Here is a 25,044-nt window from a genome sequence, read left to right on the forward strand (position 1 = left end):
GTTCCGACCAGGCGACGGCCTACGCTTGCCGCGACGGTCCGATTCGCGACGTGAGGCCGTCCCAGAGAAGACGACCCATCGGGAGGAACGCATGACACATACACGGCCGGGTTTCGGCCGGGCGCTGGCCGCCGCCCTCGTCGCCGCCCCGCTCGCCGCGGGCCCGGCAGCCGCGCAGGCCATCTCGGACGGGGCCGTGCGCATCGGCATCCTCAACGACCAGTCCGGTGTCTACGCCGAGTTCGGCGGCCGCTCGTCGATCGAGGCGGCCCGCATGGCGGTCGAGGATTTCGGCGGCTCCGTGAACGGCGCTCCGATCGAGCTCGTCTCGGCGGATCACCAGAACAAGGCCGACATCGCCTCCGGCATCGCCCGGCAATGGTACGACCGCGACAAGGTCGACGCCATCATGGAACTGACCACCTCGTCGGTGGCGCTCGCCGTGCAGGGCCTCTCGAAGGAGAAGAAGAAGATCACCATCACGACGGGGGCGGCCAGCAGCGACCTCACCGGCAAGCAGTGCTCTCCCTACGGCTATCACTGGGCCTACGACACGCGGGCGCTCGCGGTCGGCACCGGCGGCGCGCTGGTGCAACAGGGCGGCAATACCTGGTTCATGCTCACCGCCGACTACGCCTTCGGCCATTCGCTGGAGGCCGAGGTCACCCGCTACGTGACCTCTAAGGGCGGCAAGATCGTGGGCGGCGTGCGCCATCCGTTGGCCGCGCAGGACTACTCCTCGTTCCTGCTCCAGGCGCAGGGCTCGGGCGCGAAGGTGATCGGGCTGGCCAATGCCGGCCTCGACACTTCGAACGCCATCAAGCAGGCGGCCGAGTACGGTATCACGCAGGGCGGCCAGCGCCTCGCCGCTCTGCTGTTCACGCTCGCCGAGGTGCACGGCCTCGGACTGCAGGTCGCTCAGGGGCTGACCCTCACCGAGGGCTGGTACTGGGACCTGAACGACGAGACCCGCGCCTTCGGGAGCCGCTTCATGAAGCGCACCGGCAAGATGCCCAACATGGTCCATACCGGGACCTACTCGGCGGTGCTGCAATACCTCAAGGCCGTGAAGGCCGCGGGCACCGACGAGACCGAGGCGGTCAACGCGAAGCTGCACGCGATGCCGGTGGAGGACGTGTTCGCGAAGGGCGGCACGGTGCTGCCGAACGGCCGCATGGTGCACGACATGTACCTGTTCGAGGTGAAGAAGCCCGCTGACTCGAAGGGGCCGTGGGACCTCTACCGGCTGCTCGCCACGATCCCGGGTGCCGATGCCTACGCCAAACTGGAGGAGAGCGGCTGCCAGCTGACCGCCGCGCGCACCCCCTGATCGCCACCTGGGAGTTGTGCAAGGCTCGGTTTTTTCAACCGAGCCTTGCCGTATGTGAATGCGGCCGGGTGCGGCGCACCTAGACTTGCGGCCAGTCGGGCGAGTTATCCCCCCTCTCGTCCGGCCGGCGCCGCCGACCGAATCTTTCCTCCCGATCGCTTTCGTGTCGGCGGCGCCCCCCTTTGCCAGGCCCTGCATGGGGCGCCGCTTCGGCCGCGTCACGCCTCGGCGGTATCGCCGTCGATCCCCTCCCGCTCCGGATTGATCTGCGCCAGCGCACGCTTGGCCGCCTCCAGGGGGTGCTCCGATTCGATCCGCACCGACTTCAGGTCCGGGCTCTTGTAGACGGTCACGATCGTGTCCATCACCTCGGTGAGCGTCGTGCGCTTGTCCTCCGGAGCGGCGATCAGGAGTTGCAAGCCCCAGGCGCCGTAGAGATCGACCAGCGCCTGGCTGTTGCGCACGTCGAGCTTGGAGAAGGCCTCGTCGAGCAGGCAGAGGCCGAGGCCCGGATTCTCGTCGCCCGGCCGGTCGCCCGGGTAGTAGGCGCTGGCCAGCGAGGCGGCGATCGCCACGTAGAACGGCGCCTGCGCCTCGCCGCCGGAGCCGCGCAGAGCCCGGCTCGACATGGTGGTGCGCGAGCCGTCACGGCCCTTCATGCCGATCTCGTAGACGAAGTAGTTGCGGTAATCAGCGAGCCGGGCCGCGTCCTCGGCGCCGCCGATCAGCGCCTGGATCTCCTCGAGCGCCGCCGCCATCGCGCCGCCCTCCTCCGAGACGAGGAGCGCCTGGGCGGCGTCGGCCGAGCGCGCGACCTCGGTGGCGAGCGCGTGCACCGCGGCGTAGCGCCGGTCGACCGCCGCCTCGAAGGCGTAGGTCTGGCCGGTGAAGCTGCGCGACGACAGGCGCTCGTTCAGCGCGTCGAGCCGGGCCTGGACGCGCTCGAACTTGTCGGCAAGCCGCGTCAGCAGATCCTCGGTCATCAGGCGGCGCATCTCGCCCTCGGCCCGCTCGGCCTGGGCGCGGTAGCGGCGCAGCTCGTGGCCGGCGACCGCGTCGTGCTCGCGCTTGGCGAAGTCGTAGCCGAGGCTCGCCGGGGCCTCGCCCTGGCCGAGCGGGTTCGCGATGCGCCACTGGGCGCAGTACTCGGTGAGGTCGCGCTCGGCGGCCCGCCCCTGGGCGCGCGCGGTCTCGGCGGCCTCGCGGGCGAGGGTGCGCTCGGTCGCGGCCCGCGCGCTCATCGCCTTGCCGTCGAGCCCGGCGAGTTCCCGGCGCACCGCCGCGACCGCGGAGAAGTCCGGTGCGGTCTCGCGCAGCAGGCGCACCCGCATGGCGTCGCCCGTTCCCAGGCGGCCGATCGCGCCGCGGCGCGCGGCGAGCGCGGCGCGCGCCGCCTCGCGGGCCGAACCTTGACGCGCCTTCAGCGCCGCTTCGTCGGCGAGCAGGCGGTCGAGCTTCGGCTCCAGCTCCTCCGAGAGTTCGCGCAGATAGGCGACGCGCTCGCCGTTGAGCGCCTTGATCTCGGCCTCGATCCCGCCCGCATCCTGCTTGGAGAGGTTCTCGCGCTCGGTCGCGAGCGTCTTGCGGCGCCCCTCCAGCCCGTCGACCTCGGCACGGAGCGCGTCGACATCCTCGAGCCCGCGCTCGATCCGGGCGCGGATGGCGGCCGCCGTGCGGGCTGCCTCGCGCAGGACCACGGCCTCGTTGCGCAGGCGCCGGGCCTCGGCCACCGCGGCCTCGTGCTGGCGCCGGCTGTCGGCGGTGGGCCCGCGCTGGCCGCGGGTCATCAGGAGATCGACCGAGCGCGTCACCGTGTAGGCCATGCCGGCCGTGGTGCGGCCGGAGGGCGCCACCGCGCGGCTGAGATGCTTCAGCTCGGCGTCGTTCTTGGCGAGATCGTAGCCGCCGAGGCGCACGCCGAGGAACGCTTCCGCGTGCGGATCCTGCGTCTCGATCACCGCCATCGGCCCGTCATCGTAGCGGCGGGGGCGCTGGCGGGCGGTGTCGGTGGTCTTGACCAGGATGCAGCGGCTGAAGCGGTCGCGATTCTGCTGAAGCACGCCGAAGGCGTCGTCGAGAAGGTGCGGCTCCACCACCAGCGCCTCGCGGGCGCGGCCGAGCAGGCCTTCGAGCGCCTGTCCCCAGACCGGATCCACGATCTCGGCGAGCTCGCAGATCGGGGTCGCATCGATGCCGCGGCGGGCAAGCTCGTTGCGGAACGCCACCGTATCGGAGGACAGGCGCGCGGCGGAGCCCGAGACCGGCGTCGGGGCTGTGCGCTCGGCCTCGGCTTCCTTGGCGCGGGCGCGCAGGCCCGTATCCTCGGCGGCGCGCTCCAGCACCTCCTCGAAGGGACCGAGGCGGCCGAGGCGCTCGACCAGCGTCGCGAGTGGGCCGTCGCCGCGCAGGAGATCGGGCAGCGGCGCTTCCTTGCGCAGGCCCGAGCGGGCGCAGGCCTCGGCCAGGGAGGCGGCGTCGGGCGCCCCCGGCCGGAGAAGCGCCGCGACCGGCTGGAGCTTGCCCATCTGCAGGACGAGCCCGACGAGGTCGGTGACCCGGAGCGTGAGATCGCGCCGGTCGCGGTCCAGCATGGAGAGGCCGAGATTCGAGGCGGCCAGCCGGCCTTCTGCCGCTTGAGCGGCGACCATGGCCTTCTTCTCCGCGATCTCGGCATCGATGTCGCGCACGTAGCCGCGGCTCGACGCGACGCTCTCGCGGGCGATGCGGAGCGCGTCCGCGCCCTCCGAGAGGCGGGTGCGGATGGCCAGCAGGTCGACGCAGCGGCGGCGCAGCTCGACGCTGGCCGCGCGCGCTTCGTGGATCACCGCGGCCAGGACCGCGTCGCCCCAAGCCTCGTAGCGCCCGAGCAGGCGGCGCAGGCGGCCGAGTTTCAGCTCGAGCTCGGCGATCGTGTCGAGGAGTGCCCGCCAGTTCTCGACGGACTGGCGCACGCGGGCGACGTCGAGAGGCTCGGCGTCGAGCACGAAGGCGCGCACGAAGGCGCTGGTGTCGAAGATCGGCTTGAAGGCGACCGCGTTGGCGAAGCTGCGCAGGAAGTGGCGCGGGTCCGGCACCGGCGCGCCCTCGCGCAGTGTCGCCAGCAGCTCGGCGGTGAAGCGCTCGCCGGATGAGCGGAACTCCTCGAAGCTCTCGGAGCGGCGGCGCAGGTCCGCGGCGATCTCGCTCCACGGGGCGGTGTAGCTGCCCTCCCCGTTCTGGCGGGCGTAGTCGCCGATCTCGAAGCGGTGGCCGGTCGCGATGAAGCGCGACAGCACGCTCTCGCGGCTCTCCGAGGCGCGCGCGGCGAGCGCCAGCCCGACCGAGACGACCCGGCCCGTCTGCTCATTCTCGAAGACGAGGACCAGAACCGTCTCGCAGGCCTCGCGGGTCGGGCGACCGCCCTCGGCCGGGTCGCTGATCCAGCCGAGGCAATAGTCGCGCACAGTGCGCGCGCTGCGGCCCGAGGCCGAGGCGTTGAGCGCGAGCCGGCTCGCGTTGTTGCCGGCCAGCACCGTGCCGACCGCGTCGAAGATCGTGGATTTGCCGGCCCCCGTCGGACCGACGAGCGCGGTCGCGCCCCGCACGCGGATCTGCTCGCGGCGGATGAGGTACCAGTTCGAGATCGCGATATCGGTGAGGCGGTACACCCGGTCGTGCCATAGCGGGGGTTGCGGAAGCGTGGCGCCCTGTGCGGGCAGATCGCGGCGGATGCAAGCCGCGGGGGCGTTACTCTCCACCGTCGCCCGCGCCGTCCGCCGCGTTGGCCCAGGCCTCGATCCGCTCCAGCCAGCCGTCCGAGGCCAGCACCAAGATGCCCGGCAGCACCATGACGGGCGTCACCCGCTCGGCGCGGTCGCGCTCGCCGAGCCGCACGCCGCCGCGGCGGGCGAACAGGCGGAGGGTCTCGATCAGACGGGCCTCGTCCGGAGGATCGGAGCGGGCGGCCGTGCGGATCGACTCGACGAGGTCGTCGGTGGTGATCTCGACGATGCCGTCCGTCGAGATGCGGTGGTCGCGTACGCCCTCCTCGTAGGCGAGTCGCAGGGCCAGCAGCACCAGCGTCTCGTCCTTGCGCAGTCGCTCGGAGACGATGTCGTGGCGCGCCGCATCGATCGGCAGGGTCAGCGAGACCATCTGGTCCCGGTGCGAGACCGCCATCTGGTAGCCGAGGCAGGCGAAGTAGTCGGTGAAGAAGGGCTGGTAATGCCGCGCCAGCTCGAAGGAGCGGCCGATGCCGGGCGTGCTCGAGTAGATCACCTGAGCCTTCAGGAGTACCTGGAGCGCGCGCGACAGCTCCTCGGCATCCGGCGCGCGGCTGCCGGGCGGGGGCGGCTCGTCGCCGTCGATGATGGCGCGGAAGGGTTCGAGCATGGTCGGATCGGCCGGGGTCCTGCGGTGTCTCGGTCGGCGCGCTCCCTCTCCCACAGGCCGGGCCTCGGGGACACCCCTGCCATCGCGGGGGCGGCGCTCGTCCCCCGAACCTGCTACGCCCACGCCCATGACCGACCCGGCCGACACCCTCCAGGCGCTCCGCCGCGGCGATCTCGCGGGCGCGCGCGCCCTGCGTCTGCCACCGGGTTTGACCGGTTTTCCGCCGGAGATCTTCGGCCTCGCCGACACGCTGGAACTGCTCGACATCGGCGGCAGCGCGCTCACGGACCTGCCGCACGATCTCCCGCGCCTCAGGCACCTGCGGGTGCTGTTCTGCTCCGGCGGCCGGTTCGCGCGCCTGCCGCCGGTGCTGGGCGCCTGCCCGGCGCTCGAACAGATCGGATGCCGTGGTTCGGGCGTGCGCGAGGTGCCGGCCGAGGCGCTGCCGTCGCGCCTGCGCTGGCTCACGCTGACAGACAACGCCATCGCGACCCTGCCCGACGCGCTCGGCGAGCGGCCGATGCTCCAGAAGCTGATGCTCTCCGGGAACCGCCTCGGCGCCCTGCCCGCCAGCCTCGCGGGCGCGCCGAACCTCGAACTGCTCCGCATTGCGGCGAACCACTTCGCGGAGATCCCGGATTGGCTCCCCGCGCTGCCCCGGCTCGCCTGGCTCGCCGGCGCCGGCAACCCGTTCGAGCCGCCGCTGCCGTCTGCACCGATCCCCGACGTTCCATGGGGAGACCTCGAACCCGGCGCGCTCCTCGGCGAGGGCGCTTCAGGCCGGATCCATGCCGCACGCTGGCGCCGCGCTGACGGCCCGTGTGAGGTCGCCCTGAAGCTGTTCAAGGGCGCGATGACGAGCGATGGGCTGCCCGAGCGCGAGATGGCCGCCTGCCTCGCGGCCGGCGGCCATCCGAATCTCACCGGCGGCCTGGGCCGGCTCGTCGGCCACCCGGACGGCGCGGACGGGCTGCTGATGCCGCTCCTGCCCGCGGGATGGCGGGCGCTCGCCGGCCCGCCGAGCCTCGCGAGCTGCAGCCGGGACGTCTACGATCCGGATCTCCGCCTCGCGCCCGCGGCGGGCCTTCGCCTCGCGCGCGCCGCCGCCGCGGGGGCGGCGCACCTCCACGCGCGGGGGCTGATGCACGGCGACCTCTACGCCCACAACCTGCTCTGGGACGGGACCTCGGGCGCGGCCGTTCTCAGCGATTTCGGCGCGGCCTGCGCGCTACCGGAAGGAAAGGTCGGCGACGCCTTCCGGCGCATCGAGGTGCGGGCCTGGGGCCTGCTGCTCGGCGAGATCCTGGATCGGTGCGATCCGGTGCCGGCGGAGATGGCGACGTTGCGCGCGCTGGAACGGACCTGCGTTCAGCCGGACGTGGGCGCGAGGCCACTGATGGTGGAGGTGGTCGCTGTCCTTGACCGGATCGGGCCGCCGGATCTCGGCTGACCGACTCCCCTCAGCGCCGCGCGCAGAGGGCGAGCGCCGGGCCGTTGACGTGGTCCGACTCGTCGAAATCGATCGTCACGGTGAAGCCGCGGTCGCGGAAATAGGCGAGCAGGCTGTCGCGCTCCAGCCAGACCGCGTGGCTCTCCCCGCCCCCACTGAAGCCCTGCCAGGACTTGGCGATGTCCGGGTAGAGGCGCCGCGCCCCGCGATAGGGCGTGCCGTCGATAGGCAGGGGCGGCCAGAACAGCGCGCGGTCGCCGCGGGTCCCCACGATGTCGGCCTGATGGACATGCGTCCAGAGGAAGACCCGGTCGGTGCGGGCCGTGATCAGGTCGAGCAAGCGCAGCGGCTCGGCCATGTGGTAGAGCACGCCGCAGGCGATCACTGCGTCGTAACGCCCGCAGCTCTCCAGATAGGGCAGGAAGCTGCCGAGCTTGAACCGGGTCCGGGTGAGGCCGAACAGCTCCTTCACGCAGAGACATTTCAGGAAGGCCCGGGGGTTTGCCTCGACGGACGTGACCGAGCGCGCGCCGAGACCTTCCAACAGCGTCGCGTGCGCGCCCTCCAGGGGGCCGAGCTCCAATACGTCGAGATCCGCGAACGGGCCGATCAGCGTGTTCGCCCAGTGCAGCCGGTGGTCGGCGAAGAGCTCGGCATGGCCGGGCTCGGCCACGAGATCGCCCGGCATCCGCGAGGACCACTCGCCCTGGAACAGATCAACGATGTTCTGGTCGGACGGGCCGACATCCAGAAGCTTGGATTCGATAGCCATCATGGTTCCCGCGGACCGCCGGCACGCCGGCTGCCCGTCGTCTAGAGACGAACGCGACGGAGGGCCAGCGGGCGGCGCGGTCCGGCGGCTCAGGAGGCCGCGGGGTGCCGGCTGCCGAGATCGCAGCGCTGCGGGCCGCTGCCGTCGAGATAGGTCGGCCGCACCAGCCCGCCCCTTGCCTCGCAGTGGCGACGGAACTCGCCTTCCGGCCGGTGGAAGGTCCAGATCATCACCATCGGCAGCACCATCACGAGGCAGATGCTGCCGATCACCAGGGCCGCCGCCAGCGCGCTGCCGCGCATCGGCTCCGGCGGCACGGGCCGCTCGGGCGGCAGCGGCGCCAGGAAGGCCAGCGTCAGCCCGAACCAGTCGAGGGCGCTCATCCGCCGCTCCGCTCAGCTAGGAGGCGCCCGCGGATCGGCCCGGGCGTCTCCGCACTCTACGCCCGGTCGGGCCGCCTTGCGAGGCGCGTTCGGCGCGCGGGATGGTCGCGCCTCAGGCGCGGCCGCCGGCCTCCGCCCGGCCCTCGCCGGCCCCGTGCTCCGGGGCGCCGCCCCGGGTGCGCCAGAGGCTGTAGGCGATGCCGCCCACCAGCAGGACCAGCGTGACGACGAGCGAGACCCAGGCCGGGACGTGGACCAGCTCGAAGGTGTCGGCCACCACGATCTTAGCGCCGATGAAGATCAGGATCAGGGCGAGCGCCGCCTTGAGATAGGCGAAGCGGTCCACCATCGCGGCGAGCGCGAAGTAGAGCGCGCGGAGCCCCAGGATGGCGAAGATGTTCGAGGTGTAGACGATGTAGGTGTCGGTGGTGATGGCGAAGATCGCCGGCACGCTGTCCACGGCGAAGAGCACGTCGGCGGCGTTCACCAGAACCAGCGCGAAGGCCATCGGCGTCAGGAAGGTCGCGAGCTTGCCCGTCTTCGGATCGGTCTTGCGCACCAAGAAGCGCTGGCCGTGCAGCTCCGGCGTCACCCGCAGCCAGCGCTGGAGGAAGCGCACCATGGCGCTGTCGCGGATGTCGCCCTCCTCCTGCTCGCGGGAGAACAGCATCTTGGCGCCGGCATAGATCAGGAAGGCGGCGAAGATCGACAGAACCCAGTGGGCCTCGTTCACCAGGGCGGCGCCGAGCCCGATCATCAGGCCGCGCAGCAGGACCGCGGCGAGGATGCCCCAGACCAGCACCCGGTGCTGGGCCGCCCGGGGAATGCCGAGTGCGGTGAGGATCACCGCGATCACGAAGACGTTGTCCATCGACAGCGACTTCTCGATCACGAGACCGGTGACGTATTCCTGGGCCGCCTGGGGGCCGATGTACCACCAGATCCAGCCGCCGAAGGCGAGGCCGAGGCCGAAATAGAAAGCGGTGAGGAGAAGGCTCTCCTTCACGCCGATCTCGTGGTTCTTGTCCCGGTGCAGCAGGCCGAGGTCGAAGGCGAGGAGGCCGGCGACGAGGGCGTGGAAGCCGATCCACATCCAGATCGGCTTGCCGAGCCACGCGTAGGTGAGAACGTCCATCATGGGGGGCGCGATGCTCCTGGCGAGAGGGCATCGGCTCCGACATCACGGGAGCATGAGGACGCATCCCGCCAGAGGGGCCCGCAGCCGATCGCCGCGAGGTGGGGCGCCCAGCCGGGTGATTCAAGACACACCCGCGCTTGACAGGCGGGCGCTCGGGCGCCTCTTCCCGGGCGCATGTCCAGGCAGACGAACAGACACGATCTGGCCGTTGTCGGCGGCGGCCCGGCGGGGCTCGCCGCGGCCGAGCGGCTGGCCGAGGCCGGTCACGCGGTCACCGTCTACGAGCGCATGCCGTCGGTGGCGCGCCGCCTGCTGATCGCGGGCCGGGGCGGGCTCAACCTGACCCACAGCGAGGCGCTGCCCGATTTCCTGGCCCGCTACCACCCGGCCGGCAGCCTCGCGCCCGCCATCCGGGCCTTCCCGCCCGAGGCGCTGCGCGCGTGGTGCGAGGGGCTGGGGCAGCCGACCTTCGTGGGGTCGAGCGGGCGCGTCTTTCCGCGGGCCTTCAAGGCCTCGCCGCTGCTGAGGGCCTGGCTCGGTCGGCTCGACACGCTCGGCGTCCGCATCCGCACCCGGCACCGGCTGACCGCCATCGAGGGCCGGACGCTCATCCTCGACACGCCCGAGGGCACGCTGCGGCACACACCCGCCGCGGCGCTCGTGGCGCTCGGCGGCGCGAGTTGGCCGCGGCTTGGCTCGGACGGGTCCTGGGTCGCGGTGATGGAAGGGCTCGGTGCCGCGGTCGCACCGTTGCGCCCGGCCAATGTCGGATTCCGGGTGGGGTGGTCCGAGGTGTTCCGGACCCGCTTCGCGGGCGAGCCGGTCAAGCGCGTGGGCCTGTCCGCGGGTGGGCAGCGGGTGCTCGGCGAGATGGTTGTGACCCAGACCGGCCTGGAGGGCGGCGCGGTCTACGCGCTCGGGCGCGTCCTGCGGGAGGCGGCGGAGGCGGAAGGGGCGGCGATCCTCACCCTCGACCTGCGGCCGGACCTCGCGGAGGCGGCGCTGGCGGCGCGGCTCGGTCGCTCGCGGCCCGGCGAATCGGCGGCGAGCCGCCTGCGCAAGGCGGCCGGTCTCGCGCCCGTCTCGGCGGGGCTCCTGCGCGAATCCCTCGGCGGACCGCTGCCCACCGAGCCGGGTGCGCTGGCCGCCCGGATCAAGGCCGCGCGCCTCGCCCTCGACGGGCCGGAGGCGATCGAGCGGGCGATCTCGACGGCGGGCGGGCTGCGGGGCGTCGACGCGCGCTTCATGCTACCGGGGCGGCCCGGCCTGTTCGCGGCGGGCGAGATGCTCGACTGGGAGGCGCCGACCGGCGGCTACCTGCTGCAGGGTGCCTTCGCCACCGGCCGGGCGGCGGCGGAGGGGATGCTCGACTGGCTCGGGAATGCTCCGGAGGATAGAGACGCGGCATGATCCCCTGGGTGCACATCGACACGGGCACGATCCCGAACGGCGGCGGCACCCTGCGGCTGATGCGGCGGGGACAGGAATTCTCGATCCAGCTCGGCCAGAACGAGCTGATGAACAGCCGCCTCAGCGGCTCCGAGGAGGCGCTGGCCGAACTGGCCTGCGGGCGGATCGCGGCGCGCCCCGCGCCCCGCATCCTCATCGGCGGCCTCGGCATGGGCTTCACCCTGCGGGCCGCGCTCGGCCACCTGCCGGAGCGGGCGCTCGTGGAGGTGGCCGAGCTGGTGCCCGCCGTCGCCGCCTGGGCGCGGGGGCCGCTCGCCGAGGTGTTCGGCGGCATCCTCGACGATCCGCGGGTGCGGCTCCTCCAGGCGGACGTCGCCGCCCCGATCGCCGCCGCACGGGCGGCCTACGACGCGATCCTGCTCGACGTCGACAACGGGCCGGACGGCCTGACCCATCCGGGCAACGACCGCCTCTACGACCATGCCGGCCTGGGCCGCGCCCGCGCCGCCCTGCGGCCGGGAGGCGTTCTCGCCGTCTGGTCGGCGCATCCGGACGCGGCCTTCACCCGGCGGCTGCGGGATGCGGGCTTCGGCGTCGAGGAGGTGCCGGTGCGGGCCAACGGCCGGCGCGGCGGGGCGCGGCACCGGATCTGGCTGGCGGCGCGGCCGGGCGGGCCGCGCTGACGGACGTGCCGCCCCGGCATCGGGGTCACGGGCCTGAGGTGAAACCCGGCCGACCGGAGGGGCCGTCCGCCCCGGAAGGTGGGATTCAGAGCCGCCCGCAGATCCCCACCATGCCGGCGGCCTCGCTTGGGCAGGTCGCGCCGGGGGCGCCCTCCCCGCCCGTGAAGGCCGGAGTGCCGGTCTTCAGGCAGTAGGCGGAGACGAAGACCTCCCCGCGCTCGCACGAGACGGTGCAGCCGCCCGCGCCGCATGCATCGGCCCGCACCGCGCGTAGCGGCGCGCTCGCGGCCTGCCCCGCCGGCCCGGGTGCGCCGGCCGTGCCCGTGAGGCCCCGTGGCCCGGGCTCGCCCTTAGGACCCGGTTCACCTCTGGGACCTGCATCACCCTTCGGGCCGGGCTCTCCCTTCGGCCCTGTAAGGCCCGCCTGACCCTGAGGACCGGGCGGCCCCACGGGGCCGGCCGGGCCGGTATCGCCCTTGTCGCCCTTTGGCCCCTGTTCGCCCGGCTGCCCCTGCGATCCGGCCTGCCCGGCCGGCCCCGGATCGCCCTTCGGGCCGGCCTGGCCCTCCGGCGCGCAGTTGGCGATCACCGCCTCGCGCTCGTCCTCGTCGCTCTTCAGGCTGACCACGCAGGTACCGGGCCGGTAGGGAAGCTTGAAGACGAAGCGGCCGCGCCGATCGGCCTGGAGTGATATGTCCTCGTCCATCACCACGATCGCGTTCGGCTTGCGCACCGAGCCGGAGATGCGCAGGTCCCCGGCCTCGATGCGGGCGTCGTAGACCATGATCGGCTGGCTCGGCGGGCGCGGCGCCGGGCGGGCCGGACGTGCGGATGGTCCGGGTTGCCGGGCCGCCTCCTGCGCCTGGACCGCGCCGGTCGCGAGGAACAGCCCCGCCAGCAGGACGAGCGCGCGCGTCGGACCCAGGCCAGAACCCATCTGTCGTTTCCCCCGGCCGGTCGATCCGGCGGCGGGACATTGGCGGAGCGGTCGCGCTCCGGTCAACCCGGAATGGCGAGGCTCGCCATCCCCGCAATCCACAGCTGTCCACAGCAACCCACAGGCTAAGTCCCTGATGCCGGGAGCACGTTCCCGCGGATGCGAACGTGGTGCCGTTATGTTCTTGATTTGTTCTGAGCTCGCGGGATTCCTGAGGGTCGGTCGGAGCCGACAGGATGGAGCCCCAGTGTGACGCATCGGACGATGACCCGGACGCCTCGGCAGACCCGGTCGCGGTCCTCGAACGGATCGCCGGCCTGCGCGCCCGGATCGCCTCGCCGGACACAACGCCCGGCCCCGTCCTGCCGCTCGGCGTGCCGGGGATCGACGGGCGCCTCCCGGGCGGTCTCGGGCTGGGCCTGCCGCACGAGGTCGCCCCTGAGGCTGCCGGCGACGAGGCCGCGGCCCTCGGCTTCGTCCTGGCCCTGGTGGCCCGGCGGCTGGCAGGGGGGCCGGGCGAGGCGCTCCTCGTCCTCGCGCCGGGATATCCCCTCCCCTACGGCCACGGACTCGCCGGGCTCGGGCTCGATCCCGGGCGCCTGCTCATCCTGGAGGCCGGGAGCGAGGCGGATGTTTTCCGCGCCCTCGAGGCGGCGCTGCAATCCCGCGCCCTGCGGGCCGTCGCCGGACTGGTGAGCGAGGGCCTGCCCCTCATCGCGGGGCGGCGCCTCCAGCGCGTCGGCGGCGATGCCCTGCTGCTGGTCCTGCGGCCGCCCGGCGCCGACCGGCCGAACGGGGCCGCGACGCGCTGGCGGATCGCCGCGGCGCCCGCTCTCCGCGACCGGTTCGGGCGCGCGTTCGGGGCCTGCTGGGAGGCCCGTCTCGACCGCTGCCGCAACGGCCGCACCGGCACCTGGATCGTGGAGTGGGACCCTGCCGCGCATCGTTTCGGTCTGGCTGAGGGACTGGCCCGTCACGCGCCTGCGGCGGGCGGGCTGCATTCCTGACGACGGTCTGCCGCTCGTCCTGGCCGCCGCCGGGTCCGGAGGTCTGCGCCTTACCGCCCTCGACGGGGCCGCGCGGGCGCTGGGCCTGAGCCCGGGCGAGGCCCTCGGTCGTGTGCGGGCGCGGGTCGGCGTCCCCCTGCGGGTGATGCCCGACGATCCGGCGGCGGACGCGGCCGCCCTCGCGCGCCTCTGCGTCTGGGCGCAGCGCTACACCCCGCGGCTGGCCCCTTTCGGCCCGGCCGAGGCCTGCCACGGCCTGCATCTCGACGTGACCGGCGCCTGCCATCTGCACGGCGGCGAGGGGGGCCTCCTCGCCGACCTCGCCCGGCGCCTGGCCGAGGCCGGGATCCCGGCGCGCCTGGTCCTCGCCGACAGTCCGGGCGCGGGGTTCGCGCTCGCCCGCTACGGAGCCGAGGACATGGCCCTCGTGCCGGCGGGCGGGGCTGCGGCGGCGCTGGCGCCCCTGCCGGTCGAGGCCCTGCGCTGCGCGCCCGCCACCGCGGTCGCCCTGAAGCGGCTCGGTCTGAAGCGGGTCGGCGCGCTGATCGGGGCACCGCGGGCGCCGCTCGCCCGCCGGTTCGGCCTGGACCTGGTCCAGCGGCTCGATCAGGCGCTCGGCGACCGGCCCGAGCCGCTGGCGGCCCTCGCCGAGCCCGCCCGTTACGGCGCGGGCCGCGGCTTTCTCGATCCGATCCTGCACCAGGAAGCGGTTGTCGCGGCCGCCCGTGCCCTGATGGCGCGGATCGCCCCGGCGCTGGAGGCCGACGGCCTCGGCGCCCGCCTCCTTCGCCTGACACTGCACCGGGTCGACGGCGTGATGCGGGCGCTCGATCTCGCCCTGTCGCGCCCGAGCCGCTGCCCGGACGCCTTCGCGGCGCTGCTGCGCCTGCGGCTCGACCGGCTGGGATCCGGCCTCGATGCCGGTTTCGGCTTCGAGAGCCTGAGCCTCGACGTGGTCGCGGCCGAGCGGATGCCGGACCGGCAGGCGGATCTCGGCGCCGCCTCCCCTGTGCAGGACATCGCCGATCTCGCCGACCGCCTGCGCCAGCGCCTCGGCCGGCCTCTGATCCGCCTGACGCCTCGGGCGAGCCACCTGCCCGAGCGGGCCGACCGGATCGCGCCCTGGTCGCCCCACGCGCCGGAGATGGCCGACTGGACACCGCCCGCGCTGCCCGCGCTGCCCGCGCGCCCGCTCGTGCTGCTCACCCGCAGCGAGCCGGCCGAGGACGTGCTGGCTCTCGTGCCCGAAGGGCCGCCCCGCCGCTTCCGCTGGCGCGCCCGCCGCTACCTGGTCGCCCACGCGGAGGGACCGGAGCGGATCGGCCCGGAATGGTGGCGCACCGATCCAGCGGACATGCCGGAGCGCGACTACTACGTGGTCGAGTGCGAGACCGGGCACCGGCTCTGGCTCTACCGCAGCGGCCCGCACGCGCCCGGCCAACCGGCGGCGTGGTTCGTGCACGGGCTGTTCGCCTGAGGAGAGCCGCCGGATCGCACCTGCGAAAAGACACTTGCGCCGGGCCGAAAGCGAACATAAAGATATCTTTATGTCTCTCGAACGCGTCCCGGCGCCCGCAGCAGTCTCGTTCCCCCACGCGCTCGGCGTGCTCCGCGCCGCGGCCGAGGAGACGCGCCTGCGCATCCTGGCGCTGCTGGCGGAGGGCGAGCTCTCGGTCTCCGACCTCACCGACATCCTGGGCCAGTCGCAGCCGCGCATCTCGCGCCACCTCAAGCTGCTGGTCGAGGCGGGTCTGGTCGAGCGCCACCGCGAGGGCGCCTGGGCTTTCTTCCGGCTCTGCGAGACCCGCGCCGGCCTCGTCGATCCGCTGATCGCCGGGCTCGAGCGCGCCGGCCCGCCCCTCTCCGAGGACCGTGCCCGGCTCGACGCCGTCCGGGCGCAGCGCGCCGAGGCGGCCCAGAGCTTCTTCGCCCGGCTCGCGCCGAAGTGGGACGAGCTGCGCTCGCTCCACGTGCCCGAGGCGACCGTCGAGGCGGCGGTGCTCGACACGCTGGGCCCGCGCCCGATCCGCAACCTGATCGATCTCGGCACCGGCACCGGCCGGATGCTCGGCCTGCTCGCGCCCCGGGCCGAGCGCGCCACGGGGCTCGATTCGAGCCACGCCATGCTGTCGGTGGCCCGCGCCAACCTGGAGCGCTCGGGGCTCGCCCGGGTCGATCTGCGCCAGGGCGACATCCACGCGCCGCCCTTCGCCCGGGCCAGCTTCGACCTCGTGGTGGTGCATCAGGTGCTGCACTACCTCGACGACCCGGCGCGGGCGCTGCGCGAGGCCGCCCGCCTCGTGGCGCCGGGCGGCCGCCTTCTCGTCGTCGATTTCGCGCCGCACGATCTCGAATTCCTGCGCGAGTCGCAGGCCCACCGGCGCCTCGGCTTCGCGGCCGATCAGGTCGCCGGCTGGCTCGCAGAGGTGGGCTTGAGCGGGATCGCGACCCGCGATCTCGCCCCGGCCGAGCAGGGCCAACTCACCGTCACGCTGTGGCTCGCGCAATCCGTCCGCGAGGACGATGCGCGCGAGCCGGCCGGGACGGCGCCCGCCCTCGCCCGCGCCGTCGCCTGAACCCCTTTTCGACACACGTCCGAACCGACGACATAGAGGACGCCCTTGATGCCCACCGCCTCCCACCATCGCGCCAGCCGCGACGGCTACCGCCCGATCCGCGTCTCCATCGAATTCTTCCCGCCGAAGACCGAGGAGATGGAGAAGATCCTCTGGTCCTCGATCGAGCGGCTCGCCCCGCTCCAGCCGAAATTCGTCTCGGTGACCTACGGGGCCGGCGGCTCGACCCGAGAGCGCACCCACAACACGGTCGCCCGCATGGTGCGCGAGACCGACCTGAAGCCCGCCGCCCATCTCACCTGCGTCGATGCGACGAAAGAGGAGGTCGACGCCGTGGTGCAGTCCTACTGGGATGCGGGCGTGCGCCACATCGTGGCGCTCCGCGGCGACCCGGCCGAGGGCGTCGGCCACGCCTACCGGCCCCATCCCGGCGGCTACGCCACGACGGCCGAGCTCGTCGCCGGCATCAAGCGCATCGGCGACTTCCAGGTCTCGGTCTCGGCCTATCCGGAGAAGCACCCGGAGGCCGCGAGCCTCGACGCCGACATCGACGCCCTGAAGGCCAAGGTCGATGCCGGGGCCGACCAAGCGATCACTCAGTTCTTCTTCGAGAACGAGATCTACCTGCGCTACCGCGACAAGGTGCGGGCGGCCGGGATCGAGATCCCGCTCCTGCCGGGCATCCTGCCGGTGCAGAACTTCAAGGCGGCAGCGAACTTCGCCCGCCGCGCCGGCGCCTCGGTGCCCTACTGGCTCGCCGCCCGCTTCGAGGGGCTGGAGACCGACGTCGAGACCCGGCGCCTCGTCGCGGCGGCGGTTGCGGCCGAGCAAGTCATCGACCTCGTGGACGAGGGCGTGCAGGACTTCCACTTCTACTCGATGAACCGCTCCGACCTCGTCTACGCGATCTGCCACCTGCTGGGCCTGCGGGCGCAGGCGCCGAAGGTGGCGGCCGCGAAGGCAGCCTGACCGCGCCCGATCCCCGCTCCTGACTTCATCCTCGGTTCGGTGCATATCCGCGCCGGACGATCGAGAAAGCTGACATGACCGACTTCGCTCCCGTCGACGGCACCGAGATCGAGCGCGCGCTGCGCCAGCGTGCGTCCGAAAAAATCCTCGTCCTCGACGGGGCGATGGGGACGGTGATCCAGCGGCTCGGCCTGACCGAGGCGGATTTCCGGGCCGAGCGCTTCAAGGACCACGCGCACGACCAGAAGGGCAACAACGACCTCCTGATCCTGACGCAGCCCGACGCGATCCGGCAGATCCATCTCGATTACTTCCTCGCGGGTGCCGACGTCTGCGAGACCAACACCTTCTCGGGCACCACGATCGCCCAGGCCGATTACGGCATGGAATCGATCATCCACGAGCTGAACGCGCAGGGTGCGCGCCTCGCCCGCGAGGCCGCCAAGCTCGCGGAGGAACAGGACGGCCGCCGCCGGTTCGTGGCCGGCGCCATCGGCCCGACGAACCGCACGCTCTCGATCTCGCCGGACGTCAACAATCCCGGCTACCGGGCCGTGACCTTCGATCAGGTCAAGCAGGCCTATGTCGAGCAGGTGCGCGGCCTGATCGACGGCGGCGCCGAGCTGATCCTGATCGAGACAATCTTCGACACGCTGAACGCCAAGGCGGCGGTCGCCGCCGCGTGGCAGGTCTTCGACGAGACCGGTATCCGGCTGCCGATCCAGATCTCCGGCACCATCACGGACCTGTCCGGCCGCACCCTGTCGGGCCAGACGCCCGCCGCCTTCTGGAACTCGCTCCGCCACGCCGATCCGCTGACCTTCGGCCTGAACTGCGCGCTCGGCGCGAAGGAGATGCGCGGCCACATCGCCGAACTCAGCCGAGTCTGCGACACGCTGGTCTGCGCCTACCCGAATGCCGGCCTGCCGAACGAGTTCGGCCTCTACGACGAGAGCCCGGAGGCGATGGGTAAGCTGGTCGGCGAGTTCGCCGAGAGCGGCCTCGTCAACATGGTGGGCGGCTGCTGCGGCACGACGCCGGACCATATCCGCGCCATCGCGGAAGCCGTCGCCGGCAAGACCCCGCGAAAGATCCCCGAGATCCCGCGCCTGATGCGCCTGTCGGGCCTGGAGCCCTTCGTGCTCACGAAGGAGATTCCCTTCGTGAACGTCGGCGAGCGCACGAACGTCACGGGCTCGGCCAAGTTCCGCAAGCTCATCACCAACGGCGACTACGCGGCGGCCCTCGACGTCGCCCGCGATCAGGTCGCCGCCGGCGCCCAGGTCATCGACGTCAACATGGACGAGGGTCTGCTCGACAGCCAGAAGGCGATGGTCGAGTTCCTCAACCTCGTCGCCGCCGAGCCCGACATCGCCCGGGTGCCGGTGATGGTCGATTCCTCGAAATTCGAGGTGATCGAGGCCGGCCTGAAATGCATCCAGGGCAAGCCGATCGTGAACTCGATCTCCATGAAGGAGGGCGAGGAAAAGTTCATCGAGACCGCCAAGGTCTGCCGCTCCTACGGCGCGGCGGTGGTGGTGATGGCCTTCGACGAGCAGGGGCAGGCCGATTCCTACGAGCGCAAGGTCGAGATCTGCACCAAGGCCTACAAGATCCTGACCGAGCAGGTCGGCTTCCCGCCGGAAGACATCATCTTCGACCCGAACATCTTCGCGGTCGCCACCGGCATCGAGGAGCACAACCCCTACGGCGTCGCCTTCATCGAGGCGACCCGCACCATCCGCGAGACGCTGCCCCACGCCCACATCTCGGGCGGCGTCTCGAACCTCTCCTTCGCCTTCCGCGGCAACGAGCCGGTGCGCGAGGCGATGCACGCGGTCTTCCTCTACCACTGCATTGCCGCCGGCATGGACATGGGCATCGTCAATGCCGGCCAGCTCGCGGTCTACGACGAGATCCCGGCGGAGCTGCGCGAGCTCTGCGAGGACGTCGTGCTCAACCGGCGCGAGGATTCGACCGAGCGCTTGCTGGAGGCGGCCGAGCGGTTCAAGACCGGCGCCTCGGCCCAGGCCAAGACCGCCGACCTCTCCTGGCGCGAGGCGTCGGTCGAGAAGCGCATCGAGCACGCGCTGGTCAACGGCATCACCGAGTACATCGTCGCGGACACGGAGGAGGCGCGCAAACAGGCCGAGCGCCCGCTCCACGTCATCGAGGGCCCGCTGATGGCCGGCATGAACGTGGTCGGCGACCTGTTCGGCTCGGGCAAGATGTTCCTGCCGCAGGTGGTGAAGTCGGCCCGCGTGATGAAGCAGGCGGTGGCCTATCTCGAACCCTTCATGGAGGAGGAGAAGAAGGCCAACGGCGGCACCGGCCAGCGCCAGGCCGCCGGCAAGGTGCTGATGGCGACCGTGAAGGGCGACGTCCACGACATCGGCAAGAACATCGTCGGCGTCGTGCTGGCCTGCAACAACTACGAGATCATCGATCTCGGCGTGATGGTGCCGGCCGCCAAGATCCTGGAGACGGCCAAGCGCGAGAAGGTCGACATCGTCGGCCTCTCGGGGCTGATCACGCCGTCCCTCGACGAGATGGTCCACGTCGCTGCCGAGATGGAGCGCGAGGGGATGGAGGTGCCGCTGCTCATCGGCGGCGCCACGACGAGCCGCGTCCACACCGCCGTGAAGATCCACCCGGCCTATAACCAGGGCCAGGCGGTCTACGTCACCGATGCGAGCCGCGCGGTCGGCGTCGTCTCCAGCCTGATCTCGCGGGAGACGCGCGGCGCGACGATCGACAAGGTGCGGGCCGAGTACGCCAAGGTGGCCGACGCCCATCGCCGCTCGGAGGCCGACAAGCAGCGGCTGCCGCTGTCCAAGGCGCGGGCCAACGCCTTCAAGGTGGATTGGTCGGGCTACGCACCGAAGAAGCCGAGCTTCACCGGCACCCGCGTGTACGGCTCCTACGAGGTGGCGGATCTCGTCCCCTACATCGACTGGACGCCGTTCCTGCAGACCTACGAGTTCAAGGGCCGCTTCCCCGCGATCCTCGACGACCCCGAGCAGGGTCCGGCCGCCCGCGCCCTGTTCGAGGACGCGCAAGCGATGCTGAAGCAGATCGTCGAGGAGCGCTGGTTCAACCCGAAGGCGGTGATCGGCTTCTGGCCGGCCAACAGCGTCGGCGACGACATCGCGCTCTACACGGGCGAGAGCCGGCAGGAGAGGCTCGCCACCTTCCACGGCCTGCGCCAGCAGCTCTCCAAGCGCGACGGGCGGCCCAACACCTGCCTGTCGGACTTCGTTGCGCCGGAAGGGACCGGCATCGCCGACTATGTCGGCGGCTTCGTGGTCACGGCGGGCCTGGAAGAGGTGCGCATCGCCGAGCGTTTCGAGCGCGCGAACGACGATTACCGCTCGATCCTCGTGAAGGCGCTCGCGGACCGTATCGCGGAAGCCTTCGCCGAGCGCATGCACGAGCGGGTGCGCAAGGAGTTCTGGGGCTACGCGCCCGAGGAGAACTTCACCGCCGACGACCTCGTGCACGAGAAGTACGACGGCATCCGCCCCGCCCCGGGCTACCCGGCCCAGCCCGACCATACGGAAAAGGTCACGCTGTTCGACCTCCTCAAGGCCGAGAGCCGCATCGGCGTGAAGCTCACCGAGTCCTACGCGATGTGGCCGGGCTCGTCCGTGTCGGGCCTCTACATCGCCCATCCGGAGGCGCATTACTTCGGCGTCGCCAAGGTGGAGCGCGATCAGGTCGAGGACTACGCCGCCCGCAAGGGCATGGACGTGGCGCAAGTCGAGCGCTGGCTCGGCCCGATCCTGAACTACGACCCCACCCGCTACCTCGCGGCCGCGGAGTAGCCCTCCGTCTCGCAACCTCCGATATCTCAGCCCGCGGTATCGGAGGCTGTTCGACCTTGTGATCCACCCCCTGTGTCCTGCGGACGCTTGACCGGGCAAGCGGAGCCGTTTCAATGCGCCTATCCCTGGGCGCGTGAAGGAGTGGCGACGACGATGCGACGGTTCGCAGGCGTGCTCGCCCTGGCGCTCTCCCTCGGGGGCTGCACCGGCTTCGCCTACATCTCGAAGACCTATGTCAGCCTCACCCCGCAGGTGGTGACGATCGGCTGCAAGGATCCCTACGAGGTCTACGACCAGCGGCAGAGCCGCAGCATGCTGATCGTCTCGAACACCCTGCGCGAGGTCACCGGTTGCAGCGTCGGAGCGGCTTTCGCCGGACGCGACCCGGCCGAGACGCGGGTCGAGCGCTTCCGGCTCGCGGCCCGCACTTACCTCGACGAGACGGTGCGGGAGGATTGCAAGATCATCGGCGAGCGGGTGTTCAACGACCTACAGACCGAGTTCCGGTACAGTTGCGCCGCACCGATCGAGCCGCGCGGCACCGCCGTGCCGCGGCTGCCGGGCCGGATCAATCCGGGGCTCGGCCCGCGCTGAGGATTCACGCATCCGAGGGCGGCGAGGTGAAGGTCCGCTCGGCGGCGTCGCCCGCGGCGGCGAGCAGGGCCCGGGCGAAGGCGCGGGCCTCGGCCCGGTCGAGCGTGATGATCGCGGTGGCGGGCGCGCCCCCGAGATCGCTGAGCCCGAGTTCGAGCCGCACGCCCGCCTCGACCGGCGTGGCGGCGAGGCTCCAGCCGCCCGTCTCGCTGCCCTGACCCGGCTCGCGCATCCCGTCCGCACCTTCGTCTTTCAAATGAGGCCGCCCGCCTCAATGGCCGATCGAATCCGGCCTGACCAGGGGGCGGGCGATTGACCTGCGGCGGCGACGGTGCTTCTCCGGCGCAGGCGCGCGGCCCCGTGCGGCGCGCGCACAAGAACAACGACAGGGAAAAGAACATGTCCGAGATCTGGTTCCGCACCGGCGAGGCCACGGTGCTCGCCGCCGAGGGGCAGTACACCGACGCGATGCCCGAGGTGCTGATCGGCTCGGTCCGCGGCCCCGTCGGCCAGGCCTTCGCCTCGATGATGGGGCAGGTCCAGGGCCACACCCGCATGTTCGTGGTGCGCGACCTCAACCAGCTCGTGCGCCCGGCCACCATGATGACCACCAAGGTCACGATCCACACGGCCGAGTATGCCGAGTTGCTCGGCGGCGTCGTTCAGGCCGCCACCGGCGACGCGATCATCGACTGCGTGATCGAGGGCGTGCTGCCGAAGGACGGGCTCGACGAGCTCTGCATGATCATCATGATCTGGCTCGACGAGCGCTGCGCGGCCGATCCGAACGTCGACCGCAAGGATCTCTACCGCACCAACTACGAGGCGACGAAGCTCGCCATCGCCCGCGCGCTGAAGGGCGAGCCGACGATCGACGAGCTCATCGCCAACCGCAAGACGGTGAAGCACTACGCGCTCGAGGACGTGATCGAGTACTGATCGTGACGGCCGTGCGCGCCTTTGCGGTGCGCGCGGCTGCGGTTGCGGCCGTGTCGAGGCCGGATCACCCTGGCGGGATGCGCCCGACCGAGCAGAGGGTGCGGAAGCTGCTGCTCGCTGGGTCGGTGTAGCAGCTCGCCGACCAGCCGTTCTGCTGGATGAACGACTTGCGCCGCTCGGCCAGGGACGTCGCGTGCGCGCGGGCGATGATCGGGGCGACCGTCGCGGCCGGCTCGCCGACGAGGATCTGGGACGCGACCGCGAGGTCGTTGAAGAAGGCCGCCGAGGGCTGCGCCTCCGCGGAGCTCGCCTGCACGATCGGCTCGGCCCGGCAGGTCACGTCGACCTTGATCGCGCCCGGCACCCGGATGTCGATGCTGGGCCCCGAGCGCCGCCCCACCTTGCCGCCGATCGACTCGGCGATCTGGCGGGCGAGCCCGTCGCAGGTGTCGGCCTGCGCCGATCCGACGGAGAGGAGCAGACAGACGAGGGCGCGGCGCAGCATGCCGCAGGGATGCCGCAGGGTGGTTCCCGTGTCGAGCCCCGCAAAAGGCTTTCCGGTGCGCGCGCCGGTTCGATATGCCCAACGTCAACACTCGGTCGACCCGCGCATGCCCCCTGCCCCCGCCAACCTGCTCGCCGACCTGCCCGTCGCCTCGCCGGACGAGGACGTCTCGGAGATCCTGACCCGGCCGGACCTGCGGGTCGAGCGGATCGTCTCGACCGGACAGGCGAGTCCGCCGGGCTTCTGGTACGACCAACCCTGGGACGAGTGGGTGCTCGTGCTGGCCGGCGCCGCCCGCCTGCAAATCGCGGACGCGGCGGTCGAGCGGTCGCTCGGTCCGGGAGACCACCTGCTGCTGCCGGCCGGGACCCGTCACCGGGTCGCGTGGACGAGCCCCGACGCCCCGACCGTCTGGCTGGCGGTGCATTGCCCGCCGCGGGACGGATCCTCCTGACGCGCGCCTCAGCGCGCCTGCAGCGCGGCCTTCACCTTGGCGGGCTTGAATGGATCGGAGCGCAGGCGGGCGCCCGTCGCCTCGAAGATCGCGGTGTTCGGGAAGCCGCAGCCTCGTCGGATCAGTGGAAGTCGCGGCTGCGGAACGCGCGCCGGTCGACCGGCGCGCCGAAATCGTTCGTCTCCGGGCCGAGGCGCACGCCGCCCTCCCGCAGATGCCGGAGCTCGCCCGTGAGATCGCGGAAACGCTCGGCGATCAGGTGGACCACCGCGCCGGACCGCTGGACACGGCCCTGCACGGCCAGGAAGCGGGCCGTCATCGCGACGTGGCGGTTCGCCTCGAACACGCTCTTCCAGACGATGACGTTGGCGATGCCGGTCTCGTCCTCCAGCGTCAGGAACACCACGCCCTTGGCGGTGCCCGGCCGCTGCCGGGTCAGGACCAGACCCGCGACGCTGAGGCGGGCATCCCGGGCGAGGGTCGGGTCGAGATGGTCGCGGGTGGGCACGACGCCGATCCGGGCGAGCCGCGTCCGGAAGAAGGCGACCGGATGTCCGGTGAGCGAGAGGCCGGTCGCGGTGTAGTCCTCGGCGACGGCCTCGGATGGCGGCATCGTCGGCAGATCGACGCTCGGCTCGTGGCGGAACAGCCCGTCATCGGCATGGAGCGCGAAGAGGGGCAGCGGCGCCTCCAGGAGCTGCGCCCGCCGGCCCTCGGCCGTGGCCGCACCGCCGGCCCGTCCCCGGTCGAGCGTGCGCACGGCCCAGAGCGCGGCGCGCCGGTCGAGGCCGAGCGAGCGGAACGCGTTCGCTTCGGCGAGCCGTTCGAGCGCGGCGCGGGGCAAGCCGAGCGCCGCCTGAAGACCCTCGATACTGGCGTAGCCGTTGGCGCGCAGCGTCACGAGGCGGTGCATCGGGGCTTCCGGCAGGCCGCTGACGAGGCGCAGGCCGAGCCGGACGGCGAGGCGCCGCGGCGCTCCCGGCGGAGCCTCGCTGGCCGGTTCCAGCGTGCAGTCCCAGGCGCTGGCATTGACGTCCACGCCCCGGACCTCGACGCCGTGGGCGCGGGCGTCGCGCACGAGCTGCGCGGGCTGGTAGAAGCCCATCGGCTGTGCGTTGAGGATCGCGGCCAGGAAGACGTCGGGGTGGCGGCATTTCAGCCAGGCCGAGGCGTAGACGAGGAGGGCGAAGCTCGCCGCGTGGCTCTCCGGAAAGCCGTAGGTCGAAAAGCCCCGGATCTGCGCGAAACAGCGCTCGGCGAAGGCGCGGTCGTAGCCGCGGGCCGTCATGCCGCCGACGAACTTCGCCTCGTAGCTCCCGATCGTGCCGACATGCCGGAAGGTCGCCATGGCGCGGCGCAGGCCGTCGGCCTCGGCCGGCGAGAATCCCGCTGCCGTGATGGCGATCTGCATGGCGTGCTCCTGGAAGAGTGGGACACCGTAGGTTCGGTGCAGGAGCGCGAAGAGCTCGTCCTTCGGCCCGTGGTCGGGGTGCGGCTCCGGGTAGGTGACGGGCTCCTCGTTGTTGCGGCGGCGCAGATAGGGATGGACCATGTCGCCATCGTTCGGCCGGGGCCGAACGATGGCGACCTGCACCACGAGGTCGTAGAACTCCCGCGGCCGCAGGCGCGGCAGCATCGCCATCTGGGCCCGGCTCTCGACCTGGAACACGCCGACGGAATCGGCGCGCGCCAGCATCGCGTA

At 72.1% G+C, this 25,044-nt stretch carries 21 protein-coding genes; 12 read left to right on the plus strand and 9 right to left on the minus strand.

Annotated features, from left to right (window positions below; all coding sequences use genetic code 11):
• Positions 1-91 precede the first annotated feature (91 nt).
• Positions 92-1,330, plus strand: coding sequence for an ABC transporter substrate-binding protein (locus tag MFF54_RS04325; protein ID WP_238301405.1), 1,239 nt, complete (start codon positions 92-94; stop codon positions 1,328-1,330).
• A gap of 218 nt (positions 1,331-1,548) precedes the next feature.
• Here the strand turns inward: MFF54_RS04325 and MFF54_RS04330 are convergent, their stop codons facing one another.
• Positions 1,549-4,977, minus strand: a complete 3,429-nt coding sequence (locus MFF54_RS04330) for an SbcC/MukB-like Walker B domain-containing protein (protein ID WP_238301406.1) — start codon at positions 4,975-4,977, stop codon at positions 1,549-1,551.
• Between the two features lie 79 nt (positions 4,978-5,056).
• A complete protein-coding gene (locus tag MFF54_RS04335; RefSeq protein ID WP_238301407.1) occupies positions 5,057-5,701 on the minus strand; it encodes a DUF4194 domain-containing protein in 645 nt (214 codons plus the stop codon).
• Between the two features lie 127 nt (positions 5,702-5,828).
• On the opposite strand from MFF54_RS04335, the gene MFF54_RS04340 reads away from it, so the two are divergent.
• The gene (locus MFF54_RS04340) at positions 5,829-7,151 is read left to right on the plus strand and encodes a leucine-rich repeat-containing protein kinase family protein (protein WP_238301408.1); all 1,323 of its coding nucleotides are present in this window, start codon (positions 5,829-5,831) and stop codon (positions 7,149-7,151) included.
• A 10-nt stretch (positions 7,152-7,161) separates the two neighbouring features.
• Here MFF54_RS04340 and MFF54_RS04345 read toward each other — a convergent pair whose 3' ends face one another.
• From MFF54_RS04345 to MFF54_RS04355, 3 genes are all read right to left on the minus strand, one after another.
• The gene (locus MFF54_RS04345) at positions 7,162-7,923 is read right to left on the minus strand and encodes a class I SAM-dependent methyltransferase (protein WP_238301409.1); all 762 of its coding nucleotides are present in this window, start codon (positions 7,921-7,923) and stop codon (positions 7,162-7,164) included.
• A gap of 89 nt (positions 7,924-8,012) precedes the next feature.
• Positions 8,013-8,306 carry a hypothetical protein gene (locus tag MFF54_RS04350; RefSeq protein ID WP_238301410.1) on the minus strand — a complete coding sequence of 98 codons (294 nt, stop codon included), beginning with the start codon at positions 8,304-8,306 and terminating at the stop codon, positions 8,013-8,015.
• 112 nt (positions 8,307-8,418) lie between these two features.
• Complete coding sequence (locus MFF54_RS04355; protein WP_238301411.1) at positions 8,419-9,444, minus strand: TerC family protein; 1,026 nt, start codon at positions 9,442-9,444, stop codon at positions 8,419-8,421.
• Positions 9,445-9,618: 174 nt separating this feature from the next.
• On the opposite strand from MFF54_RS04355, the gene MFF54_RS04360 reads away from it, so the two are divergent.
• Together MFF54_RS04360 and MFF54_RS04365 are read left to right on the plus strand one after the other, a co-directional pair.
• Positions 9,619-10,854 (plus strand): TIGR03862 family flavoprotein, encoded by a 1,236-nt coding sequence (locus MFF54_RS04360; protein WP_238301412.1) that lies wholly within the window; start codon positions 9,619-9,621, stop codon positions 10,852-10,854.
• Positions 10,851-11,537 carry a polyamine aminopropyltransferase gene (locus MFF54_RS04365; protein WP_238301413.1) on the plus strand — a complete coding sequence of 229 codons (687 nt, stop codon included), beginning with the start codon at positions 10,851-10,853 and terminating at the stop codon, positions 11,535-11,537. The genes MFF54_RS04360 and MFF54_RS04365 overlap by 4 nt, the downstream gene beginning before the upstream one ends.
• A gap of 85 nt (positions 11,538-11,622) precedes the next feature.
• Here the strand turns inward: MFF54_RS04365 and MFF54_RS04370 are convergent, their stop codons facing one another.
• On the minus strand, positions 11,623-12,474 hold the full coding sequence (locus tag MFF54_RS04370; RefSeq protein ID WP_238301414.1) for a collagen-like domain-containing protein: 852 nt from the start codon (positions 12,472-12,474) through the stop codon (positions 11,623-11,625).
• Between the two features lie 236 nt (positions 12,475-12,710).
• On the opposite strand from MFF54_RS04370, the gene MFF54_RS04375 reads away from it, so the two are divergent.
• The 6 genes from MFF54_RS04375 (at position 12,711) to MFF54_RS04400 (ending at position 21,444) form a co-directional block, all read left to right on the plus strand.
• Positions 12,711-13,481 carry an ImuA family protein gene (locus tag MFF54_RS04375; protein WP_238301415.1) on the plus strand — a complete coding sequence of 257 codons (771 nt, stop codon included), beginning with the start codon at positions 12,711-12,713 and terminating at the stop codon, positions 13,479-13,481.
• 112 nt (positions 13,482-13,593) lie between these two features.
• Positions 13,594-14,958, plus strand: a complete 1,365-nt coding sequence (locus tag MFF54_RS04380; RefSeq protein WP_238301416.1) for a Y-family DNA polymerase — start codon at positions 13,594-13,596, stop codon at positions 14,956-14,958.
• 70 nt (positions 14,959-15,028) lie between these two features.
• Positions 15,029-16,057, plus strand: coding sequence for an ArsR/SmtB family transcription factor (locus MFF54_RS04385; RefSeq protein ID WP_238301417.1), 1,029 nt, complete (start codon positions 15,029-15,031; stop codon positions 16,055-16,057).
• 48 nt (positions 16,058-16,105) lie between these two features.
• Positions 16,106-17,026 carry a methylenetetrahydrofolate reductase [NAD(P)H] gene (metF, locus tag MFF54_RS04390; protein WP_238301418.1) on the plus strand — a complete coding sequence of 307 codons (921 nt, stop codon included), beginning with the start codon at positions 16,106-16,108 and terminating at the stop codon, positions 17,024-17,026.
• Between the two features lie 74 nt (positions 17,027-17,100).
• A complete protein-coding gene (gene metH, locus MFF54_RS04395) occupies positions 17,101-20,850 on the plus strand; it encodes a methionine synthase (RefSeq protein WP_238301419.1) in 3,750 nt (1,249 codons plus the stop codon).
• 153 nt (positions 20,851-21,003) lie between these two features.
• The gene (locus MFF54_RS04400) at positions 21,004-21,444 is read left to right on the plus strand and encodes a hypothetical protein (protein WP_238301420.1); all 441 of its coding nucleotides are present in this window, start codon (positions 21,004-21,006) and stop codon (positions 21,442-21,444) included.
• A 4-nt stretch (positions 21,445-21,448) separates the two neighbouring features.
• On the opposite strand, the gene MFF54_RS04405 is transcribed toward MFF54_RS04400, so the two are convergent.
• The gene (locus tag MFF54_RS04405; RefSeq protein ID WP_238301421.1) at positions 21,449-21,676 is read right to left on the minus strand and encodes a hypothetical protein; all 228 of its coding nucleotides are present in this window, start codon (positions 21,674-21,676) and stop codon (positions 21,449-21,451) included.
• Positions 21,677-21,843: 167 nt separating this feature from the next.
• Here MFF54_RS04405 and fae point away from each other — a divergent pair, with 167 nt between their 5' ends.
• On the plus strand, positions 21,844-22,383 hold the full coding sequence (gene fae / locus MFF54_RS04410) for a formaldehyde-activating enzyme (RefSeq protein ID WP_238301422.1): 540 nt from the start codon (positions 21,844-21,846) through the stop codon (positions 22,381-22,383).
• A 64-nt stretch (positions 22,384-22,447) separates the two neighbouring features.
• Here fae and MFF54_RS04415 read toward each other — a convergent pair whose 3' ends face one another.
• Positions 22,448-22,888: a hypothetical protein gene (locus MFF54_RS04415; protein ID WP_238301423.1), complete on the minus strand. Its 441-nt coding sequence runs from the start codon at positions 22,886-22,888 to the stop codon at positions 22,448-22,450.
• Positions 22,889-22,994: 106 nt separating this feature from the next.
• Between MFF54_RS04415 and MFF54_RS04420 the strand changes: the two genes are divergently transcribed.
• On the plus strand, positions 22,995-23,342 hold the full coding sequence (locus MFF54_RS04420) for a cupin domain-containing protein (RefSeq protein ID WP_238301424.1): 348 nt from the start codon (positions 22,995-22,997) through the stop codon (positions 23,340-23,342).
• Positions 23,343-23,463: 121 nt separating this feature from the next.
• Here MFF54_RS04420 and MFF54_RS04425 read toward each other — a convergent pair.
• The coding region (locus MFF54_RS04425; protein ID WP_238301425.1) for a helix-hairpin-helix domain-containing protein at positions 23,464-25,044 on the minus strand (1,581 nt) is incomplete at its 5' end.

The organism is Methylobacterium gregans (assembly GCF_022179245.1).
Lineage (GTDB): Bacteria > Pseudomonadota > Alphaproteobacteria > Rhizobiales > Beijerinckiaceae > Methylobacterium > Methylobacterium gregans.

Coding starts and splice junctions, on each gene's coding strand:
- MFF54_RS04350 (WP_238301410.1), bottom strand. CDS start 8,306: ATGAGCGCCCTCGACTGGTTCGGGCTGACGCTGGCCTTCCTGGCGCCG.
- MFF54_RS04345 (WP_238301409.1), bottom strand. CDS start 7,923: ATGGCTATCGAATCCAAGCTTCTGGATGTCGGCCCGTCCGACCAGAAC.
- MFF54_RS04375 (WP_238301415.1), top strand. CDS start 12,711: ATGGAGCCCCAGTGTGACGCATCGGACGATGACCCGGACGCCTCGGCA.
- MFF54_RS04400 (WP_238301420.1), top strand. CDS start 21,004: ATGCGACGGTTCGCAGGCGTGCTCGCCCTGGCGCTCTCCCTCGGGGGC.
- MFF54_RS04355 (WP_238301411.1), bottom strand. CDS start 9,444: ATGATGGACGTTCTCACCTACGCGTGGCTCGGCAAGCCGATCTGGATG.
- MFF54_RS04340 (WP_238301408.1), top strand. CDS start 5,829: ATGACCGACCCGGCCGACACCCTCCAGGCGCTCCGCCGCGGCGATCTC.
- MFF54_RS04335 (WP_238301407.1), bottom strand. CDS start 5,701: ATGCTCGAACCCTTCCGCGCCATCATCGACGGCGACGAGCCGCCCCCG.
- MFF54_RS04420 (WP_238301424.1), top strand. CDS start 22,995: ATGCCCCCTGCCCCCGCCAACCTGCTCGCCGACCTGCCCGTCGCCTCG.
- MFF54_RS04365 (WP_238301413.1), top strand. CDS start 10,851: ATGATCCCCTGGGTGCACATCGACACGGGCACGATCCCGAACGGCGGC.
- metH (WP_238301419.1), top strand. CDS start 17,101: ATGACCGACTTCGCTCCCGTCGACGGCACCGAGATCGAGCGCGCGCTG.
- MFF54_RS04325 (WP_238301405.1), top strand. CDS start 92: ATGACACATACACGGCCGGGTTTCGGCCGGGCGCTGGCCGCCGCCCTC.
- MFF54_RS04360 (WP_238301412.1), top strand. CDS start 9,619: ATGTCCAGGCAGACGAACAGACACGATCTGGCCGTTGTCGGCGGCGGC.
- metF (WP_238301418.1), top strand. CDS start 16,106: ATGCCCACCGCCTCCCACCATCGCGCCAGCCGCGACGGCTACCGCCCG.
- MFF54_RS04370 (WP_238301414.1), bottom strand. CDS start 12,474: ATGGGTTCTGGCCTGGGTCCGACGCGCGCGCTCGTCCTGCTGGCGGGG.
- fae (WP_238301422.1), top strand. CDS start 21,844: ATGTCCGAGATCTGGTTCCGCACCGGCGAGGCCACGGTGCTCGCCGCC.
- MFF54_RS04415 (WP_238301423.1), bottom strand. CDS start 22,888: ATGCTGCGCCGCGCCCTCGTCTGTCTGCTCCTCTCCGTCGGATCGGCG.
- MFF54_RS04385 (WP_238301417.1), top strand. CDS start 15,029: ATGTCTCTCGAACGCGTCCCGGCGCCCGCAGCAGTCTCGTTCCCCCAC.
- MFF54_RS04405 (WP_238301421.1), bottom strand. CDS start 21,676: ATGCGCGAGCCGGGTCAGGGCAGCGAGACGGGCGGCTGGAGCCTCGCC.